This is a genomic window from Silvanigrella aquatica (assembly GCF_001907975.1).
In the GTDB taxonomy this organism is placed as follows: Bacteria; Bdellovibrionota_B; Oligoflexia; order Silvanigrellales; family Silvanigrellaceae; genus Silvanigrella; species Silvanigrella aquatica.
Genome location: NZ_CP017834.1, coordinates 580,140 through 603,501, shown reverse-complemented (window position 1 = coordinate 603,501; position 23,362 = coordinate 580,140). Strand labels below are relative to the sequence as shown.

Below are 23,362 nucleotides of genomic sequence, written 5' to 3'. Positions count from 1 at the left end.
TTTATTCCTCATCTTTTTCTCTCAATTTTTCAAGAACAGAAAAATCCTCGAGAGTGGTTGTATCTCCTTTGATAGTTCCTGTCGTTGCAAGTTCACGCAGCAAGCGTCGCATAATTTTTCCACTTCTAGTTTTTGGAAGAGCTTCTGTAAAACGAATTTCGTCAGGACGCGCTAAGTTTCCAATTTCATGTGTTATAAATTTTGATATATCATCTTTTAATCCTTCATTTACAGCAACCGATTTTTTTAAAGTAACAAATGCAACAATTCCTTGACCCCGAATCGGATCGGGTCTTCCCACAACGGCACACTCTGCAATACTGGGATGTTGCACAGCAGCACTTTCTATTTCCATGGTACCTAATCTGTGACCACTAACATTAATCACATCATCAACACGACCCATTATCCAATAATATCCATCTCGATCCTGATGAGCGCCATCACCAGTAAAGTAAACACCATCAATTTCTTTCCAATATGTTTTTTTAAAACGCTCATGATCACCATAAATTGTTCTTGCCATATGAGGCCAAGGTTTTTTGATACATAAATACCCTCCCTTTGTTCCTTTAGCAGGAGTCCCATCTTTATTTAAAATAGCAGGCTCCACTCCGAAAAAAGGTAGCGTAGCACTCCCTGGCTTAGTAGAAGTGATTCCAGGAAAAGGAGAAATCATAATGGCACCTGTTTCCGTTTGCCACCACGTGTCGATAATAGGACATTTTTTCTTGCCTATAACTTCATGATACCAAATCCAAGCCTCTGGATTTATAGGTTCTCCTACTGTGCCCAGTAACCTTAAGCTCGACAAATCATGTTTTAAAGGCCCTTCGTTACCTAATCGAATAAAGGAACGGATCGCAGTTGGTGCTGTGTAAAGAATTGTGATGCGATGAGCAGCAATCATTTTCCAAAATCTGTCGGCTTCGGGATATGTCGGAGCTCCTTCATACATAAATACAGTAGCACCATTGCTTAAAAGTCCATAAACAACGTAACTATGTCCCGTAATCCATCCCACATCAGCAGTGCACCAATATATATCTGTATCTTTAATATCAAATAAATATTTTGTTGTTACTGTCGTGCCCAGAAGATAGCCCGCCGTTGTATGCAATAATCCCTTAGGCTTTCCTGTTGTCCCACTTGTATATAATATAAATAAAGGATGCTCCGAAGGAAGAGGAATAGCTTCACATTGATTTGATTCATTCACAATTAATTCGTGCCACCAGACATCTCTGCCTAGCTTCATATTTACTTTTTCACCCGTCCTTTTTACGACAACAACATTTTTTATCGTAGGAGTTTCTTTACAAGCCTCATCGGCCATATCTTTCATTTTTACTGATGTTCCTTTGCGAAAACCACCATCTGCGGTAATAAGTAGCTTGCAATTTGAATCTTGAATACGATCACGCAAAGAGTTGCTGCTAAATCCGCCAAAGACAACTGTGTGCACGACACCAATACGCGCACAAGCAAGCATCGCTATGACAGCTTCGGGAATAAGGGGCATATAAATAGCGGCTTTGTCTCCTGCCTTTAATCCCAAACTTTTTAACATGTTCGCACAACGAGAAACTTCAGAATAAAGTTGTTGATATGTTATTGTTCTCGTCTCTCCAGGCTCGCCTTCCCAAATGAGAGCTGCTTTGTTTTTTCGCTCTGTAATTAAATGTCTATCTATACAATTGAAAGAAACATTTAAAGTGCCACCGGTAAACCATTCTGCCTTATAATCTTTCCATTTAAAAACAGTACGCCATTTTTTAAAAAAAACGATATTCTGTATTGCCATTTTTTCCCAAAATGCTTTGGGATTTTTAATAGAGCTTTGATATAATTTTTTATAAACATTTAAATCTTTAAGGATATAATTTTTAGCAAATTCTTTATTGGGATGGAATTTTCGATTTTCATGTAAAACAGAATCTATGGAAACTTCTAATGAGCCTTTATTTGACATTAATCCTCCCTCATTAAAGCGCTCCAAAATGTCTTTAATTTATCGATGGCACGTTCAAAATCTTCATTTGTTACTGAAAGTACAAATCGACAGTATCCAGGAATTCCTGTCCATTCGCATCCATTGATCAGTAATTTCGTTTTATTAAACAATGCTTCATGCACATTATTATTTGTTATTAACATTGTAATTTCTTCGTTCGATTTTAAAAATTGAATTTTTTTGCCTACTATTTTTGTTGGCGCTGCAACAACAAAGAGCCCTCCTTGCGATTCTAGAGGCTCCCAACCGTGAGTTGATAATACATGGCATAATTTTTCGGCTCGCATTTTTAAAAAATGACTTTGTTCCGTGTAATGATTTAAAATTTCTTTTTCTTGACTATTAATCATCGCAAATATCTTACGAGTAGCATAACGCATTGTAGAGGGTAAATGATATTGAACTCCCCATTTCATGGCAGACTGGATTTGAATATGATCTGAATATCCAAATCCAATTCTTAATCCACCAGCCGATAATTCTTTAGACAATCCTCCAAGCACTAAAAATTTTAACTTTGGAGTTTTATTTTTAATAATGTCATAAATATTTATTAAATTAAAATTTTTATTAAAATCTAATTCAGAAAATATTGTATCCAAAATAATTGTCGCATTGTTTTTTTCAACTACTTTAAAAATTTCTGTTACTTCTTTTAATGTGTATTTCGCTCCCGTAGGATTTACAATAGGAGAGTTAAAAAATACCCATACATTTTTTGATTCTCTTGTTAAAATATCACTTAATTGTTCGGCAGATATTTTAAAACTATTTTCTGAATTTGTTTTTAGAGAAAGAAGAGGCGTCCCATAAAATAAGGCCGTTGCTTCAAAAAAACCATAATTTCCGGTTGGAAATAAAATAGTATAATTATTTATTGCACAATATTCACAAATATTTGCAAAAAGTGATGAAACGCCATTTGCTACTAAAATATGACTTTTATTTTCGACTTGAAACCCAAACCTATTTTTTAGACAAATTGATATTTCTTCTTCTAAATTAATTTCTGATGATGAAATATTTTGCCTCACAAAACTCTCTACAATAGATGCTTTTAAAAAGTTAGGGGTAGGAAAACAATTTTCACCATAATCTAAGCGCACTGTTTTACTATCGATATCATGATGAGAATTTTGAATGGCGGGGTGGGTAAAGGATTTTTTACAATGAGATGAAAATTCAGGAAACTTATCTTGAAAAGGCAAACTTTCCAAAGTAGGAAGTCGTAAATTTTGTGACAAACCTCGCTTGTTATTTTTAACATGGAAACTTAATAAATCGAATAAAATAGTATTGTAATATTCTTGTAAAATTACTGATGTGCGACTGTAAGTCAGCTCAGCCGCATAACAAAAGGCATTGATAAAAGATTCATTCTCACTCAGTAAAAACGTAACTTCAAGATCAGAATATATTCTATTATTAATCAATCCACACATAAGAGCAACATGAGATGGTAATGGTTGCTCTGAAATATATTCAAATATTCCATTTAATTTTGGAGAGCTCGACAAATCAAAAACATTACTAAAATCAATGATAAGTCTTGTCCCATATTTTTCGGTAATTTCAATGAGTCTGAGAATAGAGTCTTGTCCTCTTATTTCAAATTCATTTAATGAACAAACAACCAGATCAGGCTCTAATGTTGCAATTAATTTACAAACCAACTCAGTTTGCTTTGGTGCCTCTAATACGGATATTTTTTCAGATTTTAAATCCATATCATTTTGCAACCAAATATGGGGCAAATCTTTACATAATTCTTTATCTACAATAGCTTTTTTTGTATTATAAATTGAAAATATATTTTTTATTGCAGCCACACGAGAAGGCACAATTAAAACACTTTTAGCCGTAATGGGAACGCGCCAATATGCCCGAAAGTATTCTGCAATATTTCTTCTAAAGGAGTTTTCTCCTCTGATATCTTCATAATCCACAGGATGATTCGAACTTAATTTATCTGATAATCTAGATAAAAATGATATTTTTTCTTCAACTAAAGGGCGATCTTGATATGTTAAATCGAGACCACTTCGGGCATCGGCATACTCTGACTTTTTGAGAAGCCTTAAAAGTTTTTTCATTTTATGATTATCACGCATTTCTGCTTCAACAACTTGCAAAGAATGAAAAATTCGCCCCCCATTTTTTACAAAAGCATATGCCGTTCTGGCCGAAATGGATTCAGATGAATTGGCGCCCATATAAAATTCAAAGCGAAAAGGTGAATTTTTTTCAATTTCTACGAGGGGCGCAATTTCTGTATCTCCTGCTTGCTCAATTTTTGTTTGCCAAACGCCTGTCACTTTAAATCCACGGCGTGTAAATAAACGATCTAATACCGCTTTACCGGGACGACCACCTAAATTCAATATGATTTTTCCCGAAGATTTCATTGTTTCTAATGACTCTTCAACAGCTCTTGCAATTAAGCCCAAACCAAATTGATCTTCAATGTAACCTTGTTTTGAGCAATAGTTACTTAACGCATAAAGCGCTTCATCCGTAACATTTTCAGGAATAATATCAAATACAAGATCGGAATCGGGAGCTAATACTTGCGGTATACATCCAATGACTTTGTCTAATTTTATTTTATTTATCAAGCAATACTCGAGCAAATCAGATTGATAAAATTGGACTCGATCAAGTATAGATTTACCCTCATAATCAATATAAGGTTGTCCTTTATTATCCAATGCATTTAAATATAAATTAATTCTTGCACAGATAATAGCTTTAGGATTGATATCAAGTCCATATATTTGTTGAGGAGAGGTTTTTTTAGCAAGAGCAATACTTATCCAGCCATTGCCACACCCTAATTCTGCTAAAGTTCTATGATGAAATTCAGATTCCGGATAACGCGCTAATCCTTCAAAAAAAGTGAACGACCAATCTTCGGGAGTGAATATGCTCGGCAATTGCAACAAAAGTAACGTATTTGGGCTCGCCTCATTCCCATCAGTAATTAATTTATCTATAGAGAAATGGTAATTCGAAATGGCATCATGCTCAGGATCTAAATCTGAAAAATAATGATATAATTCAGTTAAGGCGCACCTCGCTTGGATGCGCGTTTCAGGTATATCAAGATATTTTAATAACTCTTTTAAATTTTCAAATGTTTGTGAAGTTGATTTTTTACAACTTGCTAAAAATTCATTTATATTAAAATACCACTTATTTTCTTTTATTTCATTTTCAATTTTCATAAGTTTTTCCTGTTTACTTTATCCTGCAGAAAATTTCCAATGATTGATAGAATAAATACGGCAGGTATAATTGCAATAAACATGGGTAAAATGGCACCACCTGCTATAAAATAAAATAATCTTCTGGTCATTGAAGTTTCTATGGTATGACTAAAATAGCCAACAGGCATAAATTTATCAATTGTAAAAAATAATGTTTGAATAAGAACTCCTGCCACAATCCAATAGGAAACAATGACATAGACAAGTATATCTGACGGGAGATTAAGTAAAATAAAATTGTCAATTGTAAAAAGCATACTCAATAATAACCTCCATATTAAGCGCAGTAAGACTTTAAGTTAATTCTGCCACACTCTTATCATATTATCAAATAAGAAGATTGATATTAAAATTAGTTTTAATTTAAAAAATAATGCATAAAATCTGATTGAATAATTGTTAGAAACAAAAATTATATGTATAACAATTTTGTTCAGGTGTGTCGTGAGATAACTCATACATCACAAATTATATTATTTATTTAATGTTAACTTGCTCTAAGAGGAAAAAATGAAACGTTTTCAATTTTCAAATTACTTTAACTTTGCACTCCTAATCTCCTCATTCCCTCTGTCATCCTATGCCCAAAATGACCAACGCCCTGTTTACACTCCGGCACAAGATTATTCCGAAGGAATTAGTCCCTTTATGAACACAGCAGGAAAATCTTTGTCCGCGCAAAGACTCTCTCCTTCTGCATTTCCTGAAGAAGCTGAGATCTTTTGCAACTACGATAATTGTATTTTAGGATTAACTAAAGGTTTGGTCATTGGTGGCGACGTTTTTGGGATGGCCTATGCTCCACTAAGACAATATATGGATCCCAATTGGAATAGCGGAACTTTATATGTACTCGATGTCTTTGGAGGATTCCAAATATTAAGAGATCTCGAACAGAAAATATTCATGAATGCTCAAATTGGCTACCGTAGAATAAACTTCAACAATAATGGCATCACAATTAGCAACCAAGGTTTTACGACAAGTGTGAATTACTCCCAATCAATTACTCCTATTTATTCACAAGGAATTTCGTTTTCTGGTTACTTTGCTGGAAACTCAAACACCAACGATCAAATTGATATTGCAAATGGAACACCTAATCATGGTACCTTTTCAGACAATACAAGTTATTTTTATAGAATTTCTCAAAAATACCCGACTTACCAATTTTCTTTGCCCGCCGATCTTGAACTTGCAAACTGGAGCAGCCAACAAACAGGATTAGCCGCCCCCATTCGCGCTTACGCACATTTAGAACCCTTTTATGTTCAAAATAATATTTCCTTTAACTATAACAATGTTTCTTTACAAAAAACGGAACAAAATTTTGGAATCCGCATTGCAGCCAACGGATCTTATGAGTCTTCATCGGGCACGTCTTCAGGACGTTTTGCTTTGTTAGGGAGCTTAGGACTTGATTTCTCAACAAGTTCAGTCTCTACTACTCAATCAGGTAACGCAGACGCGAGTGTTCCTCAGCGCCGCTGGCTGGTACCTTATGTCAACGTGGGAGGAAGCTGGCAATTTTAATTAGGATGAAGATTTGCTTGAAAGTCTAATTCCGATATGACAACCTTGAACATTACAACATTGTAAAATTTTAAGGAGAAAAGCTTTAAATAAAATTATTTGATTAAATTAAGTTGTTTTGACAGGAAAAAGAGTACAGGAAAGGGTACCATATGACAATATCTGATCTCTCCATTCATCGTATCTTTGAAGGTAAAACAATTTTAATTATTGGAGGGAGCGGATTTATTAGCAAGGTCTGGCTCTCCATGCTTTTAGAATATTTGCCAAATATTAAAAAAGCATATGTGCTTATTCGACCTAGCAAAGGAAAAAATGCAAACACACGATTTGAAGAATTGTATGCCCAGTGCCCTGTATTTAAAAAACTTCATAACAAATATGGAAATGACTATTCACAAATTAAAAAGTTGGAAATTATTTCTGGAAATATTTGTAGTGAAAAATTAGGACTAAGTAACAAAATAGAATCCCAATTAGCCGAAGAACTCGATTTGGTTGTTAACTTTGCTGCCGATTTAAGATTTAACGCGCCACTCGATCAAATTTTAAAAACAAATACGGGAAGCACTTTAAAAATTGCTGATTTTATTTTGAATACAAAACAAGCAAAGCTATTGCATATTTCGACCTGTTACGTTGCTGGAGTAGCAGATGGTATCGTTCCTGAAACCATTGTTTCCTCCTCTTCACCGAATGGAACTCATTTTTCTCCCGAAGAAGAATACAGTTGGGCTTTACAAGAATCTTTAGCAGCACGTTCCCGCAACGCTTCTGATAAAGAATTAACTCAGCTTGGTTCCATAAGAGCAGAACGGTTGGGCTGGCCCAATACTTATACTTATACGAAAGCGCTTGGCGAAGGTATTTTAAGTAACAAAATACCAAGTCAAAGATTGTGCCTATTTCGTCCCAGTATTGTGGAATCTGCTGAAAAATATCCTTTTCCTGGCTGGAATGAAGACTTTAATGGAACAGCCCCTTTTATTCAAATGCTAAGCACAAGATACCGTCTCATTGTGGCAAAACCAAACCATAATTTAGATATTATACCTGTTGATTACGTTGCAAAGGCTTTGACTATCGCAGCCTCCGCATTGTTAATTAATAAACATTCGAAAGTTTATCAAAGCTCTACTTCTTCAATAAATCCGCTTTCTGTTGCTTCTGCAACTGAATATATATTTAATTATTTTAAAAAATCACAAAATAAAAAATTATCGAATTTATTATTACCTAACCCCAAACCAAAATTTATAACTCCTACACATATTTTATCAGGATCGAGCATTACAAAAGCAGAAAAAACTGTCACATTTGTATTTGACAAAATACGACTCGATAAAAGTTCAGCAAAATTTCTTGCTAAATCTGGAATTGAAAGCATTATAATCTCAATTAAAAGAAAGGCAAAAACAATTGACACGATAATGAAAGTTTACAAACCTTTTATTTATGATTATAATTACACATTTAAATCGGAAAATTTATTAAAGTACAATATTCTTGAAGAAGAGTTCTCTTATCGCCCCAACGAAATTCAATGGGATAAATATTGGAATGAAGTTCATATTCCAGGTTTAAAACAATGGTGCCTTCCTCAAATGAAAGCACTTAGCATCAAAAAAAATGAAATCATTTAATTCATGATTTCATTTTAACTATTTAATGTTATCCAACTTTTCCAAGACCCCTTATATCCTTTTTTTAAAGCTTTCGCGTATTTGTGAAAATTGATTAAAAACTCTTTTCTTTCAATTAAGAGATCTTTTTTATATTCTTTTTGAATTGAAAAAAGATCGGTATGAGGTTCCACCGAAGCATGCCTATGAATAATATCTTCTAAAGAAACAGTATCTGCATTTTTTAACATATCGTACATTGCTAAAAAAGTTGTTGTTCTTCCTTTTCCTGCTTTGCAATGAAAATGAAGCCATGTATCCGAATTTAAAGTTTTATAAAATTTAAGAAAGGATTCCACTTCTTCATCAGAAGGTTTTAAACGATCGCGTACCGTAAAGCGCCTATAACCCACACTCAATTTTTGAGCAACTTCATCTTCTCGTAAGACTGTATTGATATCAAATCTGATAAAGTTTTCTTGCTCTAAAGTACCATCTTTATAGTTTTGAGACAAAGGTAATTCTATTACTTTTTGAAAATTTAATTCTTTTAAACGAACAGATTCATCAATAATAATATTATTTTTAGATTTATCAATATTTGCCCAATTCAAGGGAGCAAGCCAACTCACCGGATTGCCATTTATAAAACCATGTGATTCTTGTCTTAAATCGATAACAATGAGATTTTTAGAAGTATTATTTATAATCCATTCTAAACCCTCTTGTGAAAATTGAGCACTTCCGGAAGCATTTAAATTTTTTAATCCTTTTTTATTTATTCCATTTATTTTAAAGTAATCATTTGTTGTCCTAAAGTTTTTTGGCATAGGTTCTTGATATAAATAATCGAGAACCAACGAAGGCTCATTATCTTTATCAGTATAGCCTGGTAAATTTTCTGCTTGTTGCAATTTACAAATATTTTCTCTTTTACCTGTTTTTTGATTATTAAAATAAAGGATTTTATTTTTATATAATTTATAATCAGAATAGTCATTGTACTCTTCTAAATTAGCAAAACTGCGAAAATAATCTCCCCAATAAAATTCTGCAAAATTTCCGTAAGATGGTAAGGATTTATCAAAGCAAAATTTACTCCTATCATCTGCAATAAAAGCTGTTAAGGAGCGGTAAGGATCATTAGTTAAGTGTTGCAAACTAACAGGAAGTTCTTCCGTTGTTTTTACAACCCCATTATCTTTTAAATAAACATCATTGTTACTTAGCATGACATTCCAAAACTCTGTTTTATTCATATCTGGAGAGCTTTTTTTGAAGTTTTGAGCTACTTGTACTAGAATCGTGAACTGATTGCCGCTTTCATTTTCAAACTGCTCAATCATTTTCATGCGATGATGACCATCAGTAAGAAAAAATCCGGGTAATACTTTAGGCCCAATCACGATACTCACGGGCTTGGAGCATAAAAACTGCTGCGTATTTTCAATACTAGGCTTAAATCTTTCATACATTTGTTCAACATATTCTTTGCCAAAATTAAATTGAGTTGGTTTTAATTGTGACAAAGTTAGGGCACATATTTGATTTTCCAAAGATTTATCAGAGCAAACAGGATATTTTTGAGGATTATTGAGACTCATATCAAGACAAAAAGTCTGTTTATTTTGATGCGTCTCTTTGCTATTCTCATTTATGGATACACAACTTACAAAAATTGATGAAAAAACAAAATAAGACGAAATATTTACTATTATATTTTTATTATTAGCCACTTACAACCTCTTCAATAAGAAAAATACTTCAAATTTTCAATCCTTAACAATTGAAGCATAAATAACAAAAAACATATAGTTATTATGAGAGCAAGCACTTTTCGAACAAATTTAAATAGCATCAAATCAATGATATTATTTGGTAATCTATTAAAACATTAATATTTTAATTTTTTATCTTTTCTCTTAATTATTTAAATCTTCTTTTTTGAATAGGATCATTTACTCAGATTTGGGATTCAAATATCATAATTGAGGCTAACGGGAGGGAATACAAATATGCAGGATCAAGATCATTCGCAAGTTTCGACCGACCTTATCAATTTAGAAGACACCTCGTCCAAAAAAACCTCGGTTTTTGTAAAATACACCGAGGAAAGACTGCTTTTGCAAAAAGTCATCAGTTTTCTGCTGCTCATACCATTTTGCTATTCTATTATATTTATTTTCAAATACATACTGAGATATCGTATTGAAAATGCTAAATTAATTAGAAAGAAATTCCAAGAAATCATTCGAGAGCCATCCCCTCTCATTATTTGCGCCAATCACCTCACATTCATAGATTCTTGCCTTATTATATGGGCACTCGCTCCTAATTATTGGTACCAATTTAACTATAAATACTTCTCATGGAATCTACCTGCTGGCGACTTTTTTGGCAAAAAAAGACGCTACCGAATGATTGCTTTTCTAACCAAATGTATTTTTATCCACAGGGATGCCTCACCAACGCACCACAATGAAATTCTTAATATTTGCAAAAGACTGCTCTTAAAAGGAGAAATTATCACCATTTTTCCAGAAGGAAAGAGAAGTCGCAGCGGACGGTTTGACCCCTCGAAAATGACCTATGGCGTGGGTAAAATTATTCAAAGCGTTCCTGAGTGCCGCGTTCTTTGCATATACGTTAGAGGAGATAAGCAAGAAACCTACTCAAACTATCCCTTAAAAAATTCAAACTTTTATATTTCCATGAATATTGTTACTCCTAAGACGGCACTTTCTGGCCGTGAGGGTTGCTCACAAATTGTCACGCAGATTGCTAAAGAAATTAAGAGCCAGGAAGATAAATACTTTCATTCAAGACGCGCAGGAGTGATAAATCGCAATGATATTATCCAAACTCATCAACAAGGCACCAAAGACTTTTAACACAACCAGAAAACCGATAGCGCTCATTACAGGAGCTTCAAGTGGTATCGGACAAGCCCTATCTTATCACTTTGCGAGCAAGGGATATGATATTGTAACTGTAGCTCGGGACAACCAACGACTACAAGAAATAAAATCAATTCTTTTAGCAAAATATAACTCACAAGTTTATGTTTGTGCCGTTGATCTTACAAAATCAAATTCCATTCAAATTATTAAAGATTTTTTAATTCATGAAAACTTAGAAATTAATGCTTTAGTTAACAATGCTGGTTTTGGAATTCATGGTTCCTTTGAAGAAACAGATTTAAACAGCGAAATAGACATGATCCAAGTCCAAATTAACACTACATTAGCTTTAACGAAACTTGTTCTTCCCATGATGCAAACTAAAAAATCGGGATATATTTTAAACGTGGGATCAGTTTATTCCTTTGCGCCTGTTCCTTTTCAATCTGTCTACGGAGCGTGCAAATCTTTTTTACTGTCATTTTCCAATTCGCTAGCATTTGAAAATAAAAAATATGGAATAAAAGTAACAGCACTATGTCCTGGAATCACACAAACTGAATTTAGAATGCGCTCAAATGTAGGAAGACATAAAATTTCAAATAAAAAGAGTATTAAGAATTCGAAACCAACAGGAATGAGCGCGGAACAAGTAGCGGAACAAGGTTACAACGCACTTATGAAAGGTGATATTATTGCTATTCCAGGATTAACCAATCGTATTTTCGTTCAAATTGCGACTCACTTGCCCACTTCTCTTCTTAGCTCGAGCCTTGCTTTGGTGAACAACTTCAGGGGCGTCAATTCCAAACACACCTAAACGCATTTCATCTTCAACAGGCAGAACTTTTCCTGGATTACAAATATTTTTAGGATCTAAGGCATCTTTGACAGCCTTTAAAGCTCTCAATCCTGTTGCGGAAACCTCCGTTTCCATCCAAGGAGAATGCTCATAACCAACGGCATGATGATGAGTTAAAGTAGCACCATTTTTCAAAAAGGTATCTGTGATTAATTTTTTGTAACTATAATATTGTTCCATTTCCTTACCAACGGTTTGTTTTGCGCCATATGTAAAATAAAGGCAAGCACCTGTTTTATAGGTATGCGAAATATGACAACCAATATACCCAGCCCCATCACCTTCGTCTTGAAAACGACTTGTGACTTCTTCAATTGTTTTATTATAAACAGTTAATAATTTAGACCACACAGCCGCTGTTTCGGCAACATCCACCATAACGGCATAATCCATCATATAGTCGCGCAAATAAGGAACATTAAATTTATCTTTTGACCATGTTTTTCCAACACTTTTTCCTAATGAAAATCCTCTGTGTTTCTTTAGTATTTTAACAGCTTCTTGACCTATCGTTTGGGTATTTTTAAAATCCCCTTCAAATCCGACGATCATAATGCAAGGCTTCTGATATCCTGTCGCCATAAGAAATCTTTTGATTTGCTTTTGAATGATGGCTTCCAGTCCTTTTTTAGGAGATTTCATATTTAAAGCCAGTTGTGTCTCTCCAGCATCTTGCAGACGAATCATGCTCGGAATCCAATTTTTATCGATGCATTCGCGTATGGCTTCCACACCCTTTTCAAAGGAAGGAAATAAGAATCCTTTATAATCTTTCACCTCAGGAGCCCTATGAATGCGCATGGTCGCTTCTGTAATAACACCAAGTATTCCTTCAGAGCCAACGATAAATCGGTTTAAATCGGGGCCTGCACTTGATGCCGGAGTTGTTCTCGTCACAACAGTTCCTGTCGGAGTCACCATTTTTAACGAAACAAGCATGTCTTCAATTTTTCCATAGGCATCGGATTGCATTCCCGCAGAGCGCGTGGCAAGCCAACCTCCTAAAGTCGAATATTCGAAAGAATCGGGATAATGCCCTAACGACCAACCTTTTTCACCCAATTGCATTTCCAAATCGGGTCCCAAAGCCCCGCCCTGTATCACGGCAGTCTGAGATTGGGGATCAAATGACATCACTTTATTCATGAATTTCATATCTAAAGAAACAATGCTGCGAGCCCCTTTTGAAGTGACAGTTTGATCACGGGGATCGACGCCTCCTACAATATTGGTACCACCACCAAAAGGAATCACGCACACATTATGAGCATGAGCCAATTTCATAATCACTTCGACTTCTTCATGGGATTTTGGATATATCACAATATCAGGTGATTTTTTTACAATTCCTTTTCTCACATAAAATAAATCGGCATAAGATTTTCCATAGGAATGAAGAAGTCTTTCCTCATCGGTAATAAAAATTTGATTTTTTTCTAATTGATTTGAAATTTCTTGTAAAAAATCTTCATTAATATTTGCCTGAGAAATGATGACCTGTGACCTTAACACAGGTTCTGATATTTTTTTATTTTCTTTAATATGAAGTTTATTACCAATCCAGTTCCATAAATTAGGTTTATCGTCCATGGGAAATGTTTTTTGCGGATCTCCCCAACCCCACCATTTCATCATATCAGCAATCTCCATTTTTAAGTTCAGAACAATTAAATAAATAAGTAGACCCTAGAAAATTCTCAAATTCAAGAATTATTGTCAACCCAATATATGATTATCGTATTTACTTACGAATTAAATTTGCAATTTCTTCTAGTTTTTTAATTGATTTTTGATTATCTGGATCTAACTTTAAAATATATTCAAACATTTTTTTTGCTTTTTCGTAGTTTTTCATTTCAAAGTAACAAAGTCCTTTATTGAATAGCACTTTTGCATCGGTTGGAAAAGCTTTTATTGCCATATTATAATATTTTAATGCGTCTTCATACCTATTTAAATCTTTCAAGCATATTCCCATTAAATTTATAATACTTCTATTATTTGGATCATGTCTAAGTGATTTTTCAAAATATAATGCTGCTTTTTCTAATTTTTTTTGGTAGAATAACGTTTTTCCATATTGCTCATATATATTTATGTAAACCACACCACCACCAATGGCTTCTTCTAAAAAAGATTCTGCTTCTTTAAATCTTTCATGCTCAATAAGCAAATTTGCTATTCTTTCAAACCTTAATGGATTATTGGGACTTAAAGAAACAGCTTTTTTAAAAAAATGAACAGCATCTTGAACTCTGTTCATTGACATATATATACGACCAATTTCATCAAATGACTGCACAAAAAATTCATTTTTTTCTATGGCTTGCTTGCATAATGACTCTGCTTTGGGATTGTTTTTCATTTTTCGATAACAAATGGCCATCCCCACTCGGGCGCGACAGGAATTGGGAGATTTTCTTAAAAGCGTTTCAAATTTTGCAAGTGCCCCAACTAATTCACCCTTATTTAAAAATAATTTTGCTTCCTGAAATAATTTTTCTGCTGTATTGGGATTATTATAATTTTGCATGCAGTTTGGTATTTTTTGCGCCAATGCCTGAAATGAAAATGGTTTTTTTAAATACCCATCAATTTCATATTCCCCAAGCAATGAAATGTCTTCTCTTTTAGCATCTTTACTAATCATTAAAAAAGCAGTTCTATTGATATCAGAGGAATCTCGAATTTCTTTTAACAATTCAATTCCATTAAAATCTGGCATTTCTAGTTCACAAATAACAAATTGAATAGGTTTTGATTTTAATAATTGAAGCGCAACTATTGCTGAAGAAGCTTGATTTACATTTTTAAACCCAAGACTTCTGATTCCACTTGACATAATATCACGAAATGACTCACTCTCATCTATGATTAGAAAGGAAAGATCAGTAGATAATTCAAGTATGTTAGACATAATTAAAAAAATCTCCAACTAATTTCATGAAAAAATCAATAATCATTTTCATTGATTTTTTCAAAATAGTTCGATATAAGCTTTATCATTTCATTAACAATTCTAACATTATGTGTAAATTCTGCGCCTACAACAATCATATTTGACTCTATTCTTTTACAAATTGAGTTTATTTTTATTTTATTTAATTCTTCTATATCAAATAATTTAGGATCTATTATTAAAAAAAAATCATCACCTACATTTATATTTAATTTACCATTTTCTATTCTTACTGAAAATCCGTTTGTAGAAATATTTAATAATGTACATTCACATGTTCCACTTAACCCTTTTTTTTGAATTAAGACCGGAATACTACTTTTAAAACGTTCCGCATTTCTTTGCTCAGAAGCATTATTTTCATCTAATCCCATAAAAGCATCCTCTAATAATAAGTCTATATCGAAATTTTAAGATCGTTTATTAGACTTATATAAAAAAAGAGAGCAATTGTAGCTCTCTTTAATTACGTGACGAGACTGTTACTTATATCGTAAGATGATTTTTAAACTTTACTCACCATCTCTGAGCTTTTCCACCTTACTGAATTCAAGCTCAACGGGCGTAGCGCGACCAAATACGGAAATGAGCAAGCGAAGCTTCATTTTATCCGCTTTCACTTCATCGATATCACCCACAAAGTTTGTAAAAGGACCGTCAATAACCTTAACTTTTTCACCTTTTTCAAATGCTGTCAAAGGCTTAGCGGGAGCAGCCTTCGTTGCTTCCGCAGCACGGTTGAAAATACGACTGATTTCTTCGTCAGGCACAGGCTTGGGATCCTGATTTGCCGCTGAACCAATAAAGGAAGAAATTTTAGGTGTATCCTTAACACAACCAAAAGTCGGTTTATGTTCTGGATCCATCTGAACAAACAGATAGCCAGGCATCATTTTTTGCTCAACTTTTTTCTTTTTTCCGCCTTCATCAATGCGTTCTACTGTCATTGTTGGAATTAGAATTTGTCCAAAATAATCAGTCATTTTTAATTTTTTAATACGTTCTTCTAGTGTTGCTTTGGCTTTTTTTTCCATGCCTGATTGCGTCAACACAGCATACCACTTGAATCTTTCATGAGTGAAAGAAGTGGGTTTTACAGAAGAATCAATTTCATTTACTTTGGGATCTGCCATTTTTTCATGTTCCTTGAATGATAATTAATATTTTTATTACGCCGCTGTGTTCATAATAAGATTAATAACTCTTAAAAATACAGTATCTGCAAAAAACAAGACAATGGAAGAAACGATTACAAGAGCTATCACAATTGCAGTGGTTTTTTGAGCTTCTTTGAGTGTTGGCCAAGCAACACGGGAAAGCTCATCGCCAACGTCGACAATAAAATCTTTGAGCTTACGATTGAGAACCAGTACGACCGTCACAGCAAGAGTTAAAACTGTTGCCACAATAATGTTAACTGTGTGAAAGTGACTGTTCTGGATACTTAATACACTGGAAACGTCTTGTGGAAAATAGTTTTTTCCAAGAAAACCCCATAAAGAATAAAAAATATACCAAAAATATGCTGCAATAATTCCATAGAAAAGAGCCGCATAACGATATGCTACCTGAGAAACTTCATTCATTTGCTTTTCATCTCCTACTGGGGCTCACCCATACTGATATCAAGCGCCCTATAAATGCTACAGGGCTAACACGGTTCTATGAAGCGGAGCAAGGCAAAATAACACCAATCCCCACTTAAAAAACGAAGGGAAGACACTTCATTCAATCCTCTGTGGAAGGAAAACAAAGGTGTGTCCACTGCCGCAAACTTCTGTTCGTTTTTTTATGAGTTGCCTCACGAAAACTAAAAAGAGTGGGATGATTATATGTATTTTCCCTTAAAATCTCAATATTTTCATGCAAAACCCCAGAAGCAACAAACTCGACAGCGGCCAAAAGCTGTAAGTCTGGAAAAATTTTATGCGGCAAGTAGCAGGACTGCTGATTTTGCAAAAGATGATTTTCGACCACAGAAGACAGTTTTGCATCTTGATAAATATCAATAAGGCTCTGATAGCACTCGGAATAATAATTCATTTTGGGGTACTTCAAAAATAAAATTTCACCATGCTTTTGCAAAGCTTTCTGAGTATCCTCACCTGCTTCATAACTCACACCAAAAATAGCAGGAGAAATATGAACTTTTAAACCTGATAAAAGATGCTCTGAAGATATTCCTACAGCAAGAGCTTCTTGCTTTAACACTTCAAGCGTATTTTGCAAAATACCTGAAGTAAAGCCGCGCCAACCCGCATGACTTAGTGCTCCCAAATAGTGTTCTTTCTCTTCAAAAACAAACGACACCGCAAGACAATCCGCCGTTTGCAGTCCTAAATGTTTTTTACCTTGAAGAATTTGAGATAATTTTGGATTAGAAGCAGCAACGTATTGGGCATCGGCCTGAGGACAGCTGTCAGACGCCTTGACAATAACGTTACTGTGATAGGATTTCACAGTAAACGTCTTAGGCAAAGGCTCGTTCAAGGAATAAGCAATTCCTGTTTTTAATCCAAAAATAGACATACTTTTATTTGGTAAATATGTCGAAAAAGGATCAAAATCTAAAGAAATCGTTTCGATAGGAAACGTACTCATAAAGCTGTCAGGAATATAAAACGGGTTTTGTTGTACATTTAAATGAGAGACCAGTCTCATACAAAAACCTTATATTACGTAAGAGAGTGAAATAATACACCAGCCGCAACACTGACATTAAGGGAATCAACCGTTCCCTGACCACCAGGTACCTTGGCAACATAGTCACAGTTTTTCATAATTTCAGGACGCAAGCCTTTACCTTCATTACCCAATACGGCAACCCATGTTCTATCTTTAGGCAATTCCTTCAATGATACCGCAGTTTCCGTCAGAGCTGTACCCACAACCCAGCAACCCGCCTCTTTCAATTGCTGTAAAGCGCGATTGATGTTCACAGTAGGAATTAATGAGAGCGAAAAAGCCCCACCCGCCGAGGTTTTTAATACCAAAGAGGAGATGTCTGCTTGTCTATCTGTAGCGTAAATAACAAATTTTAATCCAAAAAAGGCGGCACTGCGGATGATAGCACCAAAATTACGAGGGTCTTGAACTTGATCAAGAACAACTCCCACGCAACCATGCGCCGCGTTTTCATTAGCTGCTTTCACAACATTGATGGCTTCCACAATATTTTGCACAGGATATTCAGGAATTTTAAGGCAAACGCGTTGATGATTTAAGTCTTCAGATGCATCTGCCAAAGGCCATGTCTCTTCAGCAGAATCGTGAGGAACAATTTTAATTCCTAATAATTGCGCAGACTCGACTGAGGGCTTTAATTGAGAAGGTGCTTTATGAGCTTTGTCTACAATAATATGCAGTGCATATTTAGAGCCATCAGCATTTCCTGCTTGGTGTAAATTCGCAAGAAAAGCTTCAACCGTTCTTCTTCCCCAAATGAAAAGTTCTTTAGGAGGTGCTTTTCTAAATTTTGCAGGCGCAAAATCTTTTTTTTCTGGCCTTTGTGCTCTTTCCTGAGAAGAATCTCTAAACTCTGATCTTTCTGGCCTTGTTGATCTTTCTGGCCTTGATGATCTTTCTGGCCTTGTTGATCTTTCTGGCCTTGATGATCTTTCTGGCCTTGATGATCTTTCTGGCCTTGTTGATCTTTCTGGCCTTGATGATCTTTCTGGCCTTGATGATCTTTCTGGCCTTGTTGATCTTTCTGGCCTTGTTGATCTTTCTGGCCTTGTTGATCTTTCTGGACGCTCAGCTCTCTCATCTCTTTGAGGTCTAGCAGTACCCGCATATCTATCAGACTTTGAAGAACTTCTTTTATCAGGCTTTTCTGCCTTTGGAGAATGTTTCGACTTGGAGCTTGAGCTCTCTCTTTTCTTAAAAACCATAGTAATCGTTCTCTCTTCCTAAACAAAGCGTGATATGAATCCACCATAGGAAAAGCTATGCCATTTAAGGCAACGATGTCAAAGCAAACATGAATTTGCTAACAAAAGAAAAGATCCTTTTTAAAGAAGATATTTAATAAAATATAATCAAAATTTTTAATTAGAATTATAACTAAAAAGAGTATAATGACCTGGTATCAAATGACTTTTATCTATTGCAAACACAGCCCAATATCTTGCGTAGGAATCCGAAGGTTGCGGATAGATAAATTCCTGTCCAAATTCATTTATACAAGCCATTTTAAGTTCTCTGATTTTATGAATACCATCTTCTGGAATAAAATAATAATGACCATATTTCGAATTTGTACTAAAAATCCCCCACTCACCACTAATTTTATTATTTTTTGTATTTAACCATTTCCAATTTCTTTTCTTATCCGCACAGAAAACATATGTTTCACTTAAACAAAAGACGGGATTAACAAAAATAATAATAATAAATGAAATTAAACTATAAATAATTCTCATAATCACACCTCATTTCATTTATTTTTAAAAAATATAGACTTATGACCCGATGCCATTATACCTGCTTCATCCATAAATACAGACCAATACCTTGAATAATAATCTGAAGGCTGGGCATTTTTAAATTTATCTCCAAATTGTTTCATACAATCCATTTTTAATTCGTAAATTTTATTAAAACCTCCCTCAATTTTAAAATAATAATGTGAAAATAAACTGCCACTACGAATACTCCATAAACCATTTACTGTATAATTCTTATTATTTAACCAATGCCAATTTTTTTGTTCATCAGAACAAAAAACATAGGCATATTCAGCTTGTATTTCTTTATTGAAAATTATCATTGATAATAAAATTAATTTTAAAAAAATATTGTTCATTTTAATCACCCATATTCATAAGAAGTACATTACGAGATGTTGGCCAAATTATAAAATGCGTAATATGTCCCACATAAATTTCATTAGAATTATAAGCAAAAACCGACCAATAACTGGAATTAAAATATCCAGGCTGAGGATATATAAAATCGTTACCAAAATTTTTCAGGCACATTTGTTTCAATATATTTATTTCATTTAAACCTCCTTTCGGAATAAAATAATAAAAATATGATGAATAATTCATTAATTTTTCTCCCCAATCTCCTTCTACTTTTACATATTCATTATTATTTTTAAGCCATTGCCAATTTTCCTTTTTATCAGCACAATAAACATAAACTTCATTAGCAAATAAAAAGCGCGATGAAATTAAAAAATAAATTAAAAAAAACCGGAATAAATTTTTTTTAAATGACATTATAACTCCTTTATCCATATTTTTACTTGAAATAAATGTATTTATTTAATTATAAATATATAAATAAAATTAAATTGTCAATTATTTTATACAAAAAAATAATTATAAATATTGGTAATCTATTTTTTATTAATTTAATAAATTAAAATAATAAAGTTAAAATTTAAAAATTTAATTTAATCATAATAATTTTTTTTTATTAAAATGAGACCCAACATTTTAATCAACTCAAAATCATCAAAAATGAACCTAAAAACATTGTTTATTTTTGATGAAGTTCGCTCATCAAGCCCCAGCTTTAGCAACACCACCCAGATGATGAGGGAGATTTAAGCCTTAAAATCTTGCAACCAACTAAAAACAGGAGTTATTTTATCAAGTCATAATTTTTATAATTTCTGCTTGCGCTATCTTTAGGCTTATGCTAGCTACAGGGTTCCTGTGATTTGAGAGGATTTTCACCATGAGTAAAAGAACATTTCAACCTAGTAATAAAGTTCGTAAACGCAAGCACGGTTTTCGTGCTCGTATGGCTACTAAAAATGGTCGCAACGTTATCAAACGTCGCCGTACTAAAGGCCGTACTCAGTTAGCTGCTACGGTTTACGTAAAGTAATTTCGTATTTTTATACAAAAAGGCGCATTTTTATGCGCCTTTTTTAATGCCTGAAAATCACTTTAAATGCTAACAAATCAAAAATTATACAAATATCTCCTTGCCTTTGGCTCAAACGTGGGGAATCGGCATCAAAATCTGAATAAATCATTAATATTACTAGAAGAATACATTTGTATTACAAAGCAAAGTGTCTGGAGTGAAACGACTCCACTTAAGCACCCTGAGTTCAATACAAATGATCATGAAAATTATGTCAATTTTGTCTGTGAAGCAGAAAGCCGTTTAAATCCTGCAGAACTATATGAAAATATTAAAAAAATTGAGAACATCATAGGCCATCCACGAGAAAGACGGTGGATGCCACGATCCCTTGATGTAGATATTCTGTTCTGCGTTCAAGGAGATACCAACACTCCCTTTTTAAAAGGAAAACCCTTCCCTTTTAAAGGCGCTCCTGATTTAAATGTACCGCATAAAGAATATTACAACCGCCTTTTTTGGCGCCATATGGTCGAAAAAGAGCTTAATATTCCTGAGGAATTTCTTGCAAAGCACTTTGAACATGATTAAAGTTTAATTTTGGCAGCAAACCTTTTGCAAAATATCCAATTCGGATATGTTCAGGTTTTATAAAGTTTTCGTGAAGGCACAGAACTTCGCTTTGACAAAGGGTTTAAAATAATGGTCTTTCTGCAATCTGATAACCGGAAAAAAGTAGTATTTTTAGGCACACCTCATGTTGCTGCACTTGCATTAAAAATCTTATTAGAGCATGAAAGTCAATTAAAAATTGTACTCGTTGTCAGTCAACCTCCGGCACGCTCCACCCGAAACGGAAGCGAGACCCCTTCCCCCGTTCATGAATTAGCACTTTCACATGGGATTCCCGTACTTACGCCACAAACAGCAAAAGATCAGGAGTTTATCAATGATTTAAAAATCTTACAACCCGATCTTTGCATCACTGCGGCCTATGGAAACTATTTACCAAAAGATTTTTTAAGTATTCCAAAATATGGAACTCTCAATATTCACCCCAGTCTGTTACCTTTGTACCGCGGAGCAGCCCCTGTGCAAAGATGCCTTGAAAACGGAGACAGCATTACAGGAGTTTCACTTCTTTTATCCGTGGCTGCCATGGATGCAGGCCCCCTTGTGGCTCAAGAAAAATTTGACCTAAATCATGAAATAAAAGCTCCCGATTTGTTAAATGTCTTGTTTGAAAAAGGAGCTCATTTACTTGTTAAAAGTCTTCCCAAATACTTTTTAAACCCACAGCAAATTGTGGAACAAGATCACTCAAAAGCCACAAAAGCAGACAAAATAAAGCCCGAAGAAGGAATATTAAATTTTTCTCTTCCCGCTCTCGCTCTTCATAATAAAGTCCGCGCTTTCGCAGGATGGCCTGGAACGAAATCAAGCTTTAGCTTAAATGGTGATATTGTCGATCTCAAAATCATCGCCACTCAAGTCAGCCCCAATTCATTTCATTTAGAAAAGGGAGAAATATTATTTACACAAAATGCCCTATGTGTATGTTGTGGTGACAATGAAATTTTAGAAATCCTTGAAATGCAGCTTCCTGGGAAAAAAGCAGTTTCTGCAAAAGATTTCCAGAATGGAGTCAAAGGCAAATGTTTTAAGTTAAATAAATGAAATCATAGAAGTTACCATTTGAAGAATCTTTTTTTTGGGTGTATGAGAAAGCATAGAGGTTTTAGTTTCTCAGAATAATAGCAACTCTTTAGCGAGAAAGTGTACGTTAAATTGACTATTTCAATATACAAGGAAGAGCACAATGGAAAGCAAATTAAGTTCCTTTATTAATAACATTAAAAACATCAACTCCGTTAAAATTGTGGATACTTTAAAAAAGAACCAAGAAAATTTAAATCCCAAAGCGATGTTCGGACTTGCACGCAAAGCCGTAGATACAGCACGTTCTTTTTCTAAAGAAGAAATGCAATTTTTATTAGGTAAAATGAATGATGTAGGTCATAAAACAGGGACTGAAATTGAGAAAAATATTTCTAAACTTGTTAATAAAATTATGGAGGGACAACCCGAAGACGTAGCCACTCCTGATGTTCAAAAAGAAATCATAAGTATGCTGGTTGAGCATAATAATGGGAAAAATATTGTTCCCATTGTAAAATATGTCAATTCTGTCGTTGTTCACAATGCACCAACAAGCATTGAATCTTTCAAAAATTTCAGAAAAAATATTGCTCAAACTCTGATTTGTGACGCACAAAAAAGAATTTCAGATCGCAATATTATTGAAGCACAAGTTATAAGTGAACAACCCGAAAAAAAAATACATAAAAGAGAACGCAACAAAGCCAAAGAAGCTGTTTAATTG

22 protein-coding genes are annotated in these 23,362 nt (G+C 34.1%); 8 read left to right on the top strand and 14 right to left on the bottom strand.

Annotated elements, in window-relative coordinates:
- Position 1: 1 nt before the first annotated feature.
- The 3 genes from acs to AXG55_RS02610 are packed head-to-tail and all read right to left on the bottom strand — an operon-like array spanning position 2 to position 5,543.
- A complete protein-coding gene (acs, locus tag AXG55_RS02620) occupies positions 2 to 1,972 on the bottom strand; it encodes an acetate--CoA ligase (protein WP_148696588.1) in 1,971 nt (656 codons plus the stop codon).
- Positions 1,972 to 5,238, bottom strand: a complete 3,267-nt coding sequence (locus AXG55_RS02615) for an aminotransferase class I/II-fold pyridoxal phosphate-dependent enzyme (RefSeq protein WP_148696587.1) — start codon at positions 5,236 to 5,238, stop codon at positions 1,972 to 1,974. The genes acs and AXG55_RS02615 overlap by 1 nt, the downstream gene beginning before the upstream one ends.
- Complete coding sequence (locus AXG55_RS02610) at positions 5,235 to 5,543, bottom strand: hypothetical protein (protein WP_233231324.1); 309 nt, start codon at positions 5,541 to 5,543, stop codon at positions 5,235 to 5,237. Before AXG55_RS02610 ends, AXG55_RS02615 begins: the two co-directional genes overlap by 4 nt.
- Positions 5,544 to 5,790: 247 nt before the next feature.
- Here AXG55_RS02610 and AXG55_RS02605 point away from each other — a divergent pair, with 247 nt between their 5' ends.
- Positions 5,791 to 6,813, top strand: coding sequence for a hypothetical protein (locus AXG55_RS02605; RefSeq protein ID WP_148696585.1), 1,023 nt, complete (start codon positions 5,791 to 5,793; stop codon positions 6,811 to 6,813).
- Between the two features lie 152 nt (positions 6,814 to 6,965).
- Positions 6,966 to 8,456: an SDR family oxidoreductase gene (locus AXG55_RS02600; RefSeq protein WP_148696584.1), complete on the top strand. Its 1,491-nt coding sequence runs from the start codon at positions 6,966 to 6,968 to the stop codon at positions 8,454 to 8,456.
- A gap of 14 nt (positions 8,457 to 8,470) precedes the next feature.
- On the opposite strand, the gene AXG55_RS02595 is transcribed toward AXG55_RS02600, so the two are convergent.
- A complete protein-coding gene (locus AXG55_RS02595) occupies positions 8,471 to 10,171 on the bottom strand; it encodes a ParB-like protein (RefSeq protein ID WP_148696583.1) in 1,701 nt (566 codons plus the stop codon).
- 279 nt (positions 10,172 to 10,450) lie between these two features.
- On the opposite strand from AXG55_RS02595, the gene AXG55_RS02590 reads away from it, so the two are divergent.
- Together AXG55_RS02590 and AXG55_RS02585 are read left to right on the top strand one after the other, a co-directional pair.
- Positions 10,451 to 11,326, top strand: coding sequence for a lysophospholipid acyltransferase family protein (locus AXG55_RS02590; RefSeq protein ID WP_148696582.1), 876 nt, complete (start codon positions 10,451 to 10,453; stop codon positions 11,324 to 11,326).
- Positions 11,283 to 12,155 carry an SDR family NAD(P)-dependent oxidoreductase gene (locus tag AXG55_RS02585; protein WP_148696581.1) on the top strand — a complete coding sequence of 291 codons (873 nt, stop codon included), beginning with the start codon at positions 11,283 to 11,285 and terminating at the stop codon, positions 12,153 to 12,155. Before AXG55_RS02590 ends, AXG55_RS02585 begins: the two co-directional genes overlap by 44 nt.
- On the opposite strand, the gene AXG55_RS02580 is transcribed toward AXG55_RS02585, so the two are convergent.
- The 10 genes from AXG55_RS02580 to AXG55_RS02535 form a co-directional block, all read right to left on the bottom strand.
- Positions 12,045 to 13,832 carry an FAD-binding oxidoreductase gene (locus AXG55_RS02580; RefSeq protein WP_233231323.1) on the bottom strand — a complete coding sequence of 596 codons (1,788 nt, stop codon included), beginning with the start codon at positions 13,830 to 13,832 and terminating at the stop codon, positions 12,045 to 12,047. The genes AXG55_RS02585 and AXG55_RS02580 overlap by 111 nt on opposite strands.
- 106 nt (positions 13,833 to 13,938) lie before the next feature.
- A complete protein-coding gene (locus tag AXG55_RS02575) occupies positions 13,939 to 15,114 on the bottom strand; it encodes a tetratricopeptide repeat protein (protein WP_148696579.1) in 1,176 nt (391 codons plus the stop codon).
- A gap of 35 nt (positions 15,115 to 15,149) precedes the next feature.
- Positions 15,150 to 15,530, bottom strand: a complete 381-nt coding sequence (locus AXG55_RS02570) for a PilZ domain-containing protein (protein WP_148696578.1) — start codon at positions 15,528 to 15,530, stop codon at positions 15,150 to 15,152.
- A gap of 138 nt (positions 15,531 to 15,668) precedes the next feature.
- The gene (nusG, locus tag AXG55_RS02565; protein WP_148696577.1) at positions 15,669 to 16,289 is read right to left on the bottom strand and encodes a transcription termination/antitermination protein NusG; all 621 of its coding nucleotides are present in this window, start codon (positions 16,287 to 16,289) and stop codon (positions 15,669 to 15,671) included.
- A gap of 36 nt (positions 16,290 to 16,325) precedes the next feature.
- The gene (secE, locus tag AXG55_RS02560; RefSeq protein WP_148696576.1) at positions 16,326 to 16,742 is read right to left on the bottom strand and encodes a preprotein translocase subunit SecE; all 417 of its coding nucleotides are present in this window, start codon (positions 16,740 to 16,742) and stop codon (positions 16,326 to 16,328) included.
- A gap of 142 nt (positions 16,743 to 16,884) precedes the next feature.
- A complete protein-coding gene (locus AXG55_RS02555; RefSeq protein ID WP_148696575.1) occupies positions 16,885 to 17,817 on the bottom strand; it encodes a laccase domain-containing protein in 933 nt (310 codons plus the stop codon).
- A gap of 14 nt (positions 17,818 to 17,831) precedes the next feature.
- Entirely contained in the window at positions 17,832 to 19,046 is a 1,215-nt protein-coding gene (gene rlmB / locus AXG55_RS02550; protein WP_148696574.1) for a 23S rRNA (guanosine(2251)-2'-O)-methyltransferase RlmB, read from the bottom strand.
- A gap of 156 nt (positions 19,047 to 19,202) precedes the next feature.
- Entirely contained in the window at positions 19,203 to 19,577 is a 375-nt protein-coding gene (locus tag AXG55_RS02545) for a hypothetical protein (RefSeq protein WP_148696573.1), read from the bottom strand.
- A 14-nt stretch (positions 19,578 to 19,591) separates the two neighbouring features.
- The gene (locus AXG55_RS02540) at positions 19,592 to 19,960 is read right to left on the bottom strand and encodes a hypothetical protein (RefSeq protein ID WP_148696572.1); all 369 of its coding nucleotides are present in this window, start codon (positions 19,958 to 19,960) and stop codon (positions 19,592 to 19,594) included.
- A gap of 1 nt (position 19,961) precedes the next feature.
- On the bottom strand, positions 19,962 to 20,381 hold the full coding sequence (locus tag AXG55_RS02535) for a hypothetical protein (RefSeq protein ID WP_148696571.1): 420 nt from the start codon (positions 20,379 to 20,381) through the stop codon (positions 19,962 to 19,964).
- Positions 20,382 to 20,844: 463 nt separating this feature from the next.
- Between AXG55_RS02535 and rpmH the strand changes: the two genes are divergently transcribed.
- The 4 genes from rpmH to AXG55_RS02515 all read left to right on the top strand — a co-directional run bounded on the left by rpmH (position 20,845) and on the right by AXG55_RS02515 (position 23,359).
- Positions 20,845 to 20,997 (top strand): 50S ribosomal protein L34, encoded by a 153-nt coding sequence (gene rpmH, locus AXG55_RS02530; RefSeq protein WP_148696570.1) that lies wholly within the window; start codon positions 20,845 to 20,847, stop codon positions 20,995 to 20,997.
- A gap of 66 nt (positions 20,998 to 21,063) precedes the next feature.
- Positions 21,064 to 21,570 carry a 2-amino-4-hydroxy-6-hydroxymethyldihydropteridine diphosphokinase gene (gene folK, locus AXG55_RS02525; RefSeq protein ID WP_148696569.1) on the top strand — a complete coding sequence of 169 codons (507 nt, stop codon included), beginning with the start codon at positions 21,064 to 21,066 and terminating at the stop codon, positions 21,568 to 21,570.
- Between the two features lie 111 nt (positions 21,571 to 21,681).
- Positions 21,682 to 22,656: a methionyl-tRNA formyltransferase gene (gene fmt, locus AXG55_RS02520; RefSeq protein ID WP_148696568.1), complete on the top strand. Its 975-nt coding sequence runs from the start codon at positions 21,682 to 21,684 to the stop codon at positions 22,654 to 22,656.
- Positions 22,657 to 22,798: 142 nt separating this feature from the next.
- Positions 22,799 to 23,359 carry a hypothetical protein gene (locus AXG55_RS02515; protein WP_148696567.1) on the top strand — a complete coding sequence of 187 codons (561 nt, stop codon included), beginning with the start codon at positions 22,799 to 22,801 and terminating at the stop codon, positions 23,357 to 23,359.
- Positions 23,360 to 23,362: the final 3 nt, after the last annotated feature.

Coding starts and splice junctions, on each gene's coding strand:
- acs (WP_148696588.1), bottom strand. CDS start 1,972: ATGTCAAATAAAGGCTCATTAGAAGTTTCCATAGATTCTGTTTTACAT.
- AXG55_RS02615 (WP_148696587.1), bottom strand. CDS start 5,238: ATGAAAATTGAAAATGAAATAAAAGAAAATAAGTGGTATTTTAATATA.
- AXG55_RS02605 (WP_148696585.1), top strand. CDS start 5,791: ATGAAACGTTTTCAATTTTCAAATTACTTTAACTTTGCACTCCTAATC.
- AXG55_RS02600 (WP_148696584.1), top strand. CDS start 6,966: ATGACAATATCTGATCTCTCCATTCATCGTATCTTTGAAGGTAAAACA.
- AXG55_RS02590 (WP_148696582.1), top strand. CDS start 10,451: ATGCAGGATCAAGATCATTCGCAAGTTTCGACCGACCTTATCAATTTA.
- AXG55_RS02585 (WP_148696581.1), top strand. CDS start 11,283: ATGATATTATCCAAACTCATCAACAAGGCACCAAAGACTTTTAACACA.
- AXG55_RS02580 (WP_233231323.1), bottom strand. CDS start 13,832: ATGATGAAATGGTGGGGTTGGGGAGATCCGCAAAAAACATTTCCCATG.
- AXG55_RS02575 (WP_148696579.1), bottom strand. CDS start 15,114: ATGTCTAACATACTTGAATTATCTACTGATCTTTCCTTTCTAATCATA.
- AXG55_RS02570 (WP_148696578.1), bottom strand. CDS start 15,530: ATGGGATTAGATGAAAATAATGCTTCTGAGCAAAGAAATGCGGAACGT.
- nusG (WP_148696577.1), bottom strand. CDS start 16,289: ATGGCAGATCCCAAAGTAAATGAAATTGATTCTTCTGTAAAACCCACT.
- secE (WP_148696576.1), bottom strand. CDS start 16,742: ATGAATGAAGTTTCTCAGGTAGCATATCGTTATGCGGCTCTTTTCTAT.
- AXG55_RS02555 (WP_148696575.1), bottom strand. CDS start 17,817: ATGAGACTGGTCTCTCATTTAAATGTACAACAAAACCCGTTTTATATT.
- rlmB (WP_148696574.1), bottom strand. CDS start 19,046: ATGGTTTTTAAGAAAAGAGAGAGCTCAAGCTCCAAGTCGAAACATTCT.
- AXG55_RS02545 (WP_148696573.1), bottom strand. CDS start 19,577: ATGAGAATTATTTATAGTTTAATTTCATTTATTATTATTATTTTTGTT.
- AXG55_RS02540 (WP_148696572.1), bottom strand. CDS start 19,960: ATGAACAATATTTTTTTAAAATTAATTTTATTATCAATGATAATTTTC.
- AXG55_RS02535 (WP_148696571.1), bottom strand. CDS start 20,381: ATGTCATTTAAAAAAAATTTATTCCGGTTTTTTTTAATTTATTTTTTA.
- rpmH (WP_148696570.1), top strand. CDS start 20,845: ATGAGTAAAAGAACATTTCAACCTAGTAATAAAGTTCGTAAACGCAAG.
- folK (WP_148696569.1), top strand. CDS start 21,064: ATGCTAACAAATCAAAAATTATACAAATATCTCCTTGCCTTTGGCTCA.
- fmt (WP_148696568.1), top strand. CDS start 21,682: ATGGTCTTTCTGCAATCTGATAACCGGAAAAAAGTAGTATTTTTAGGC.
- AXG55_RS02515 (WP_148696567.1), top strand. CDS start 22,799: ATGGAAAGCAAATTAAGTTCCTTTATTAATAACATTAAAAACATCAAC.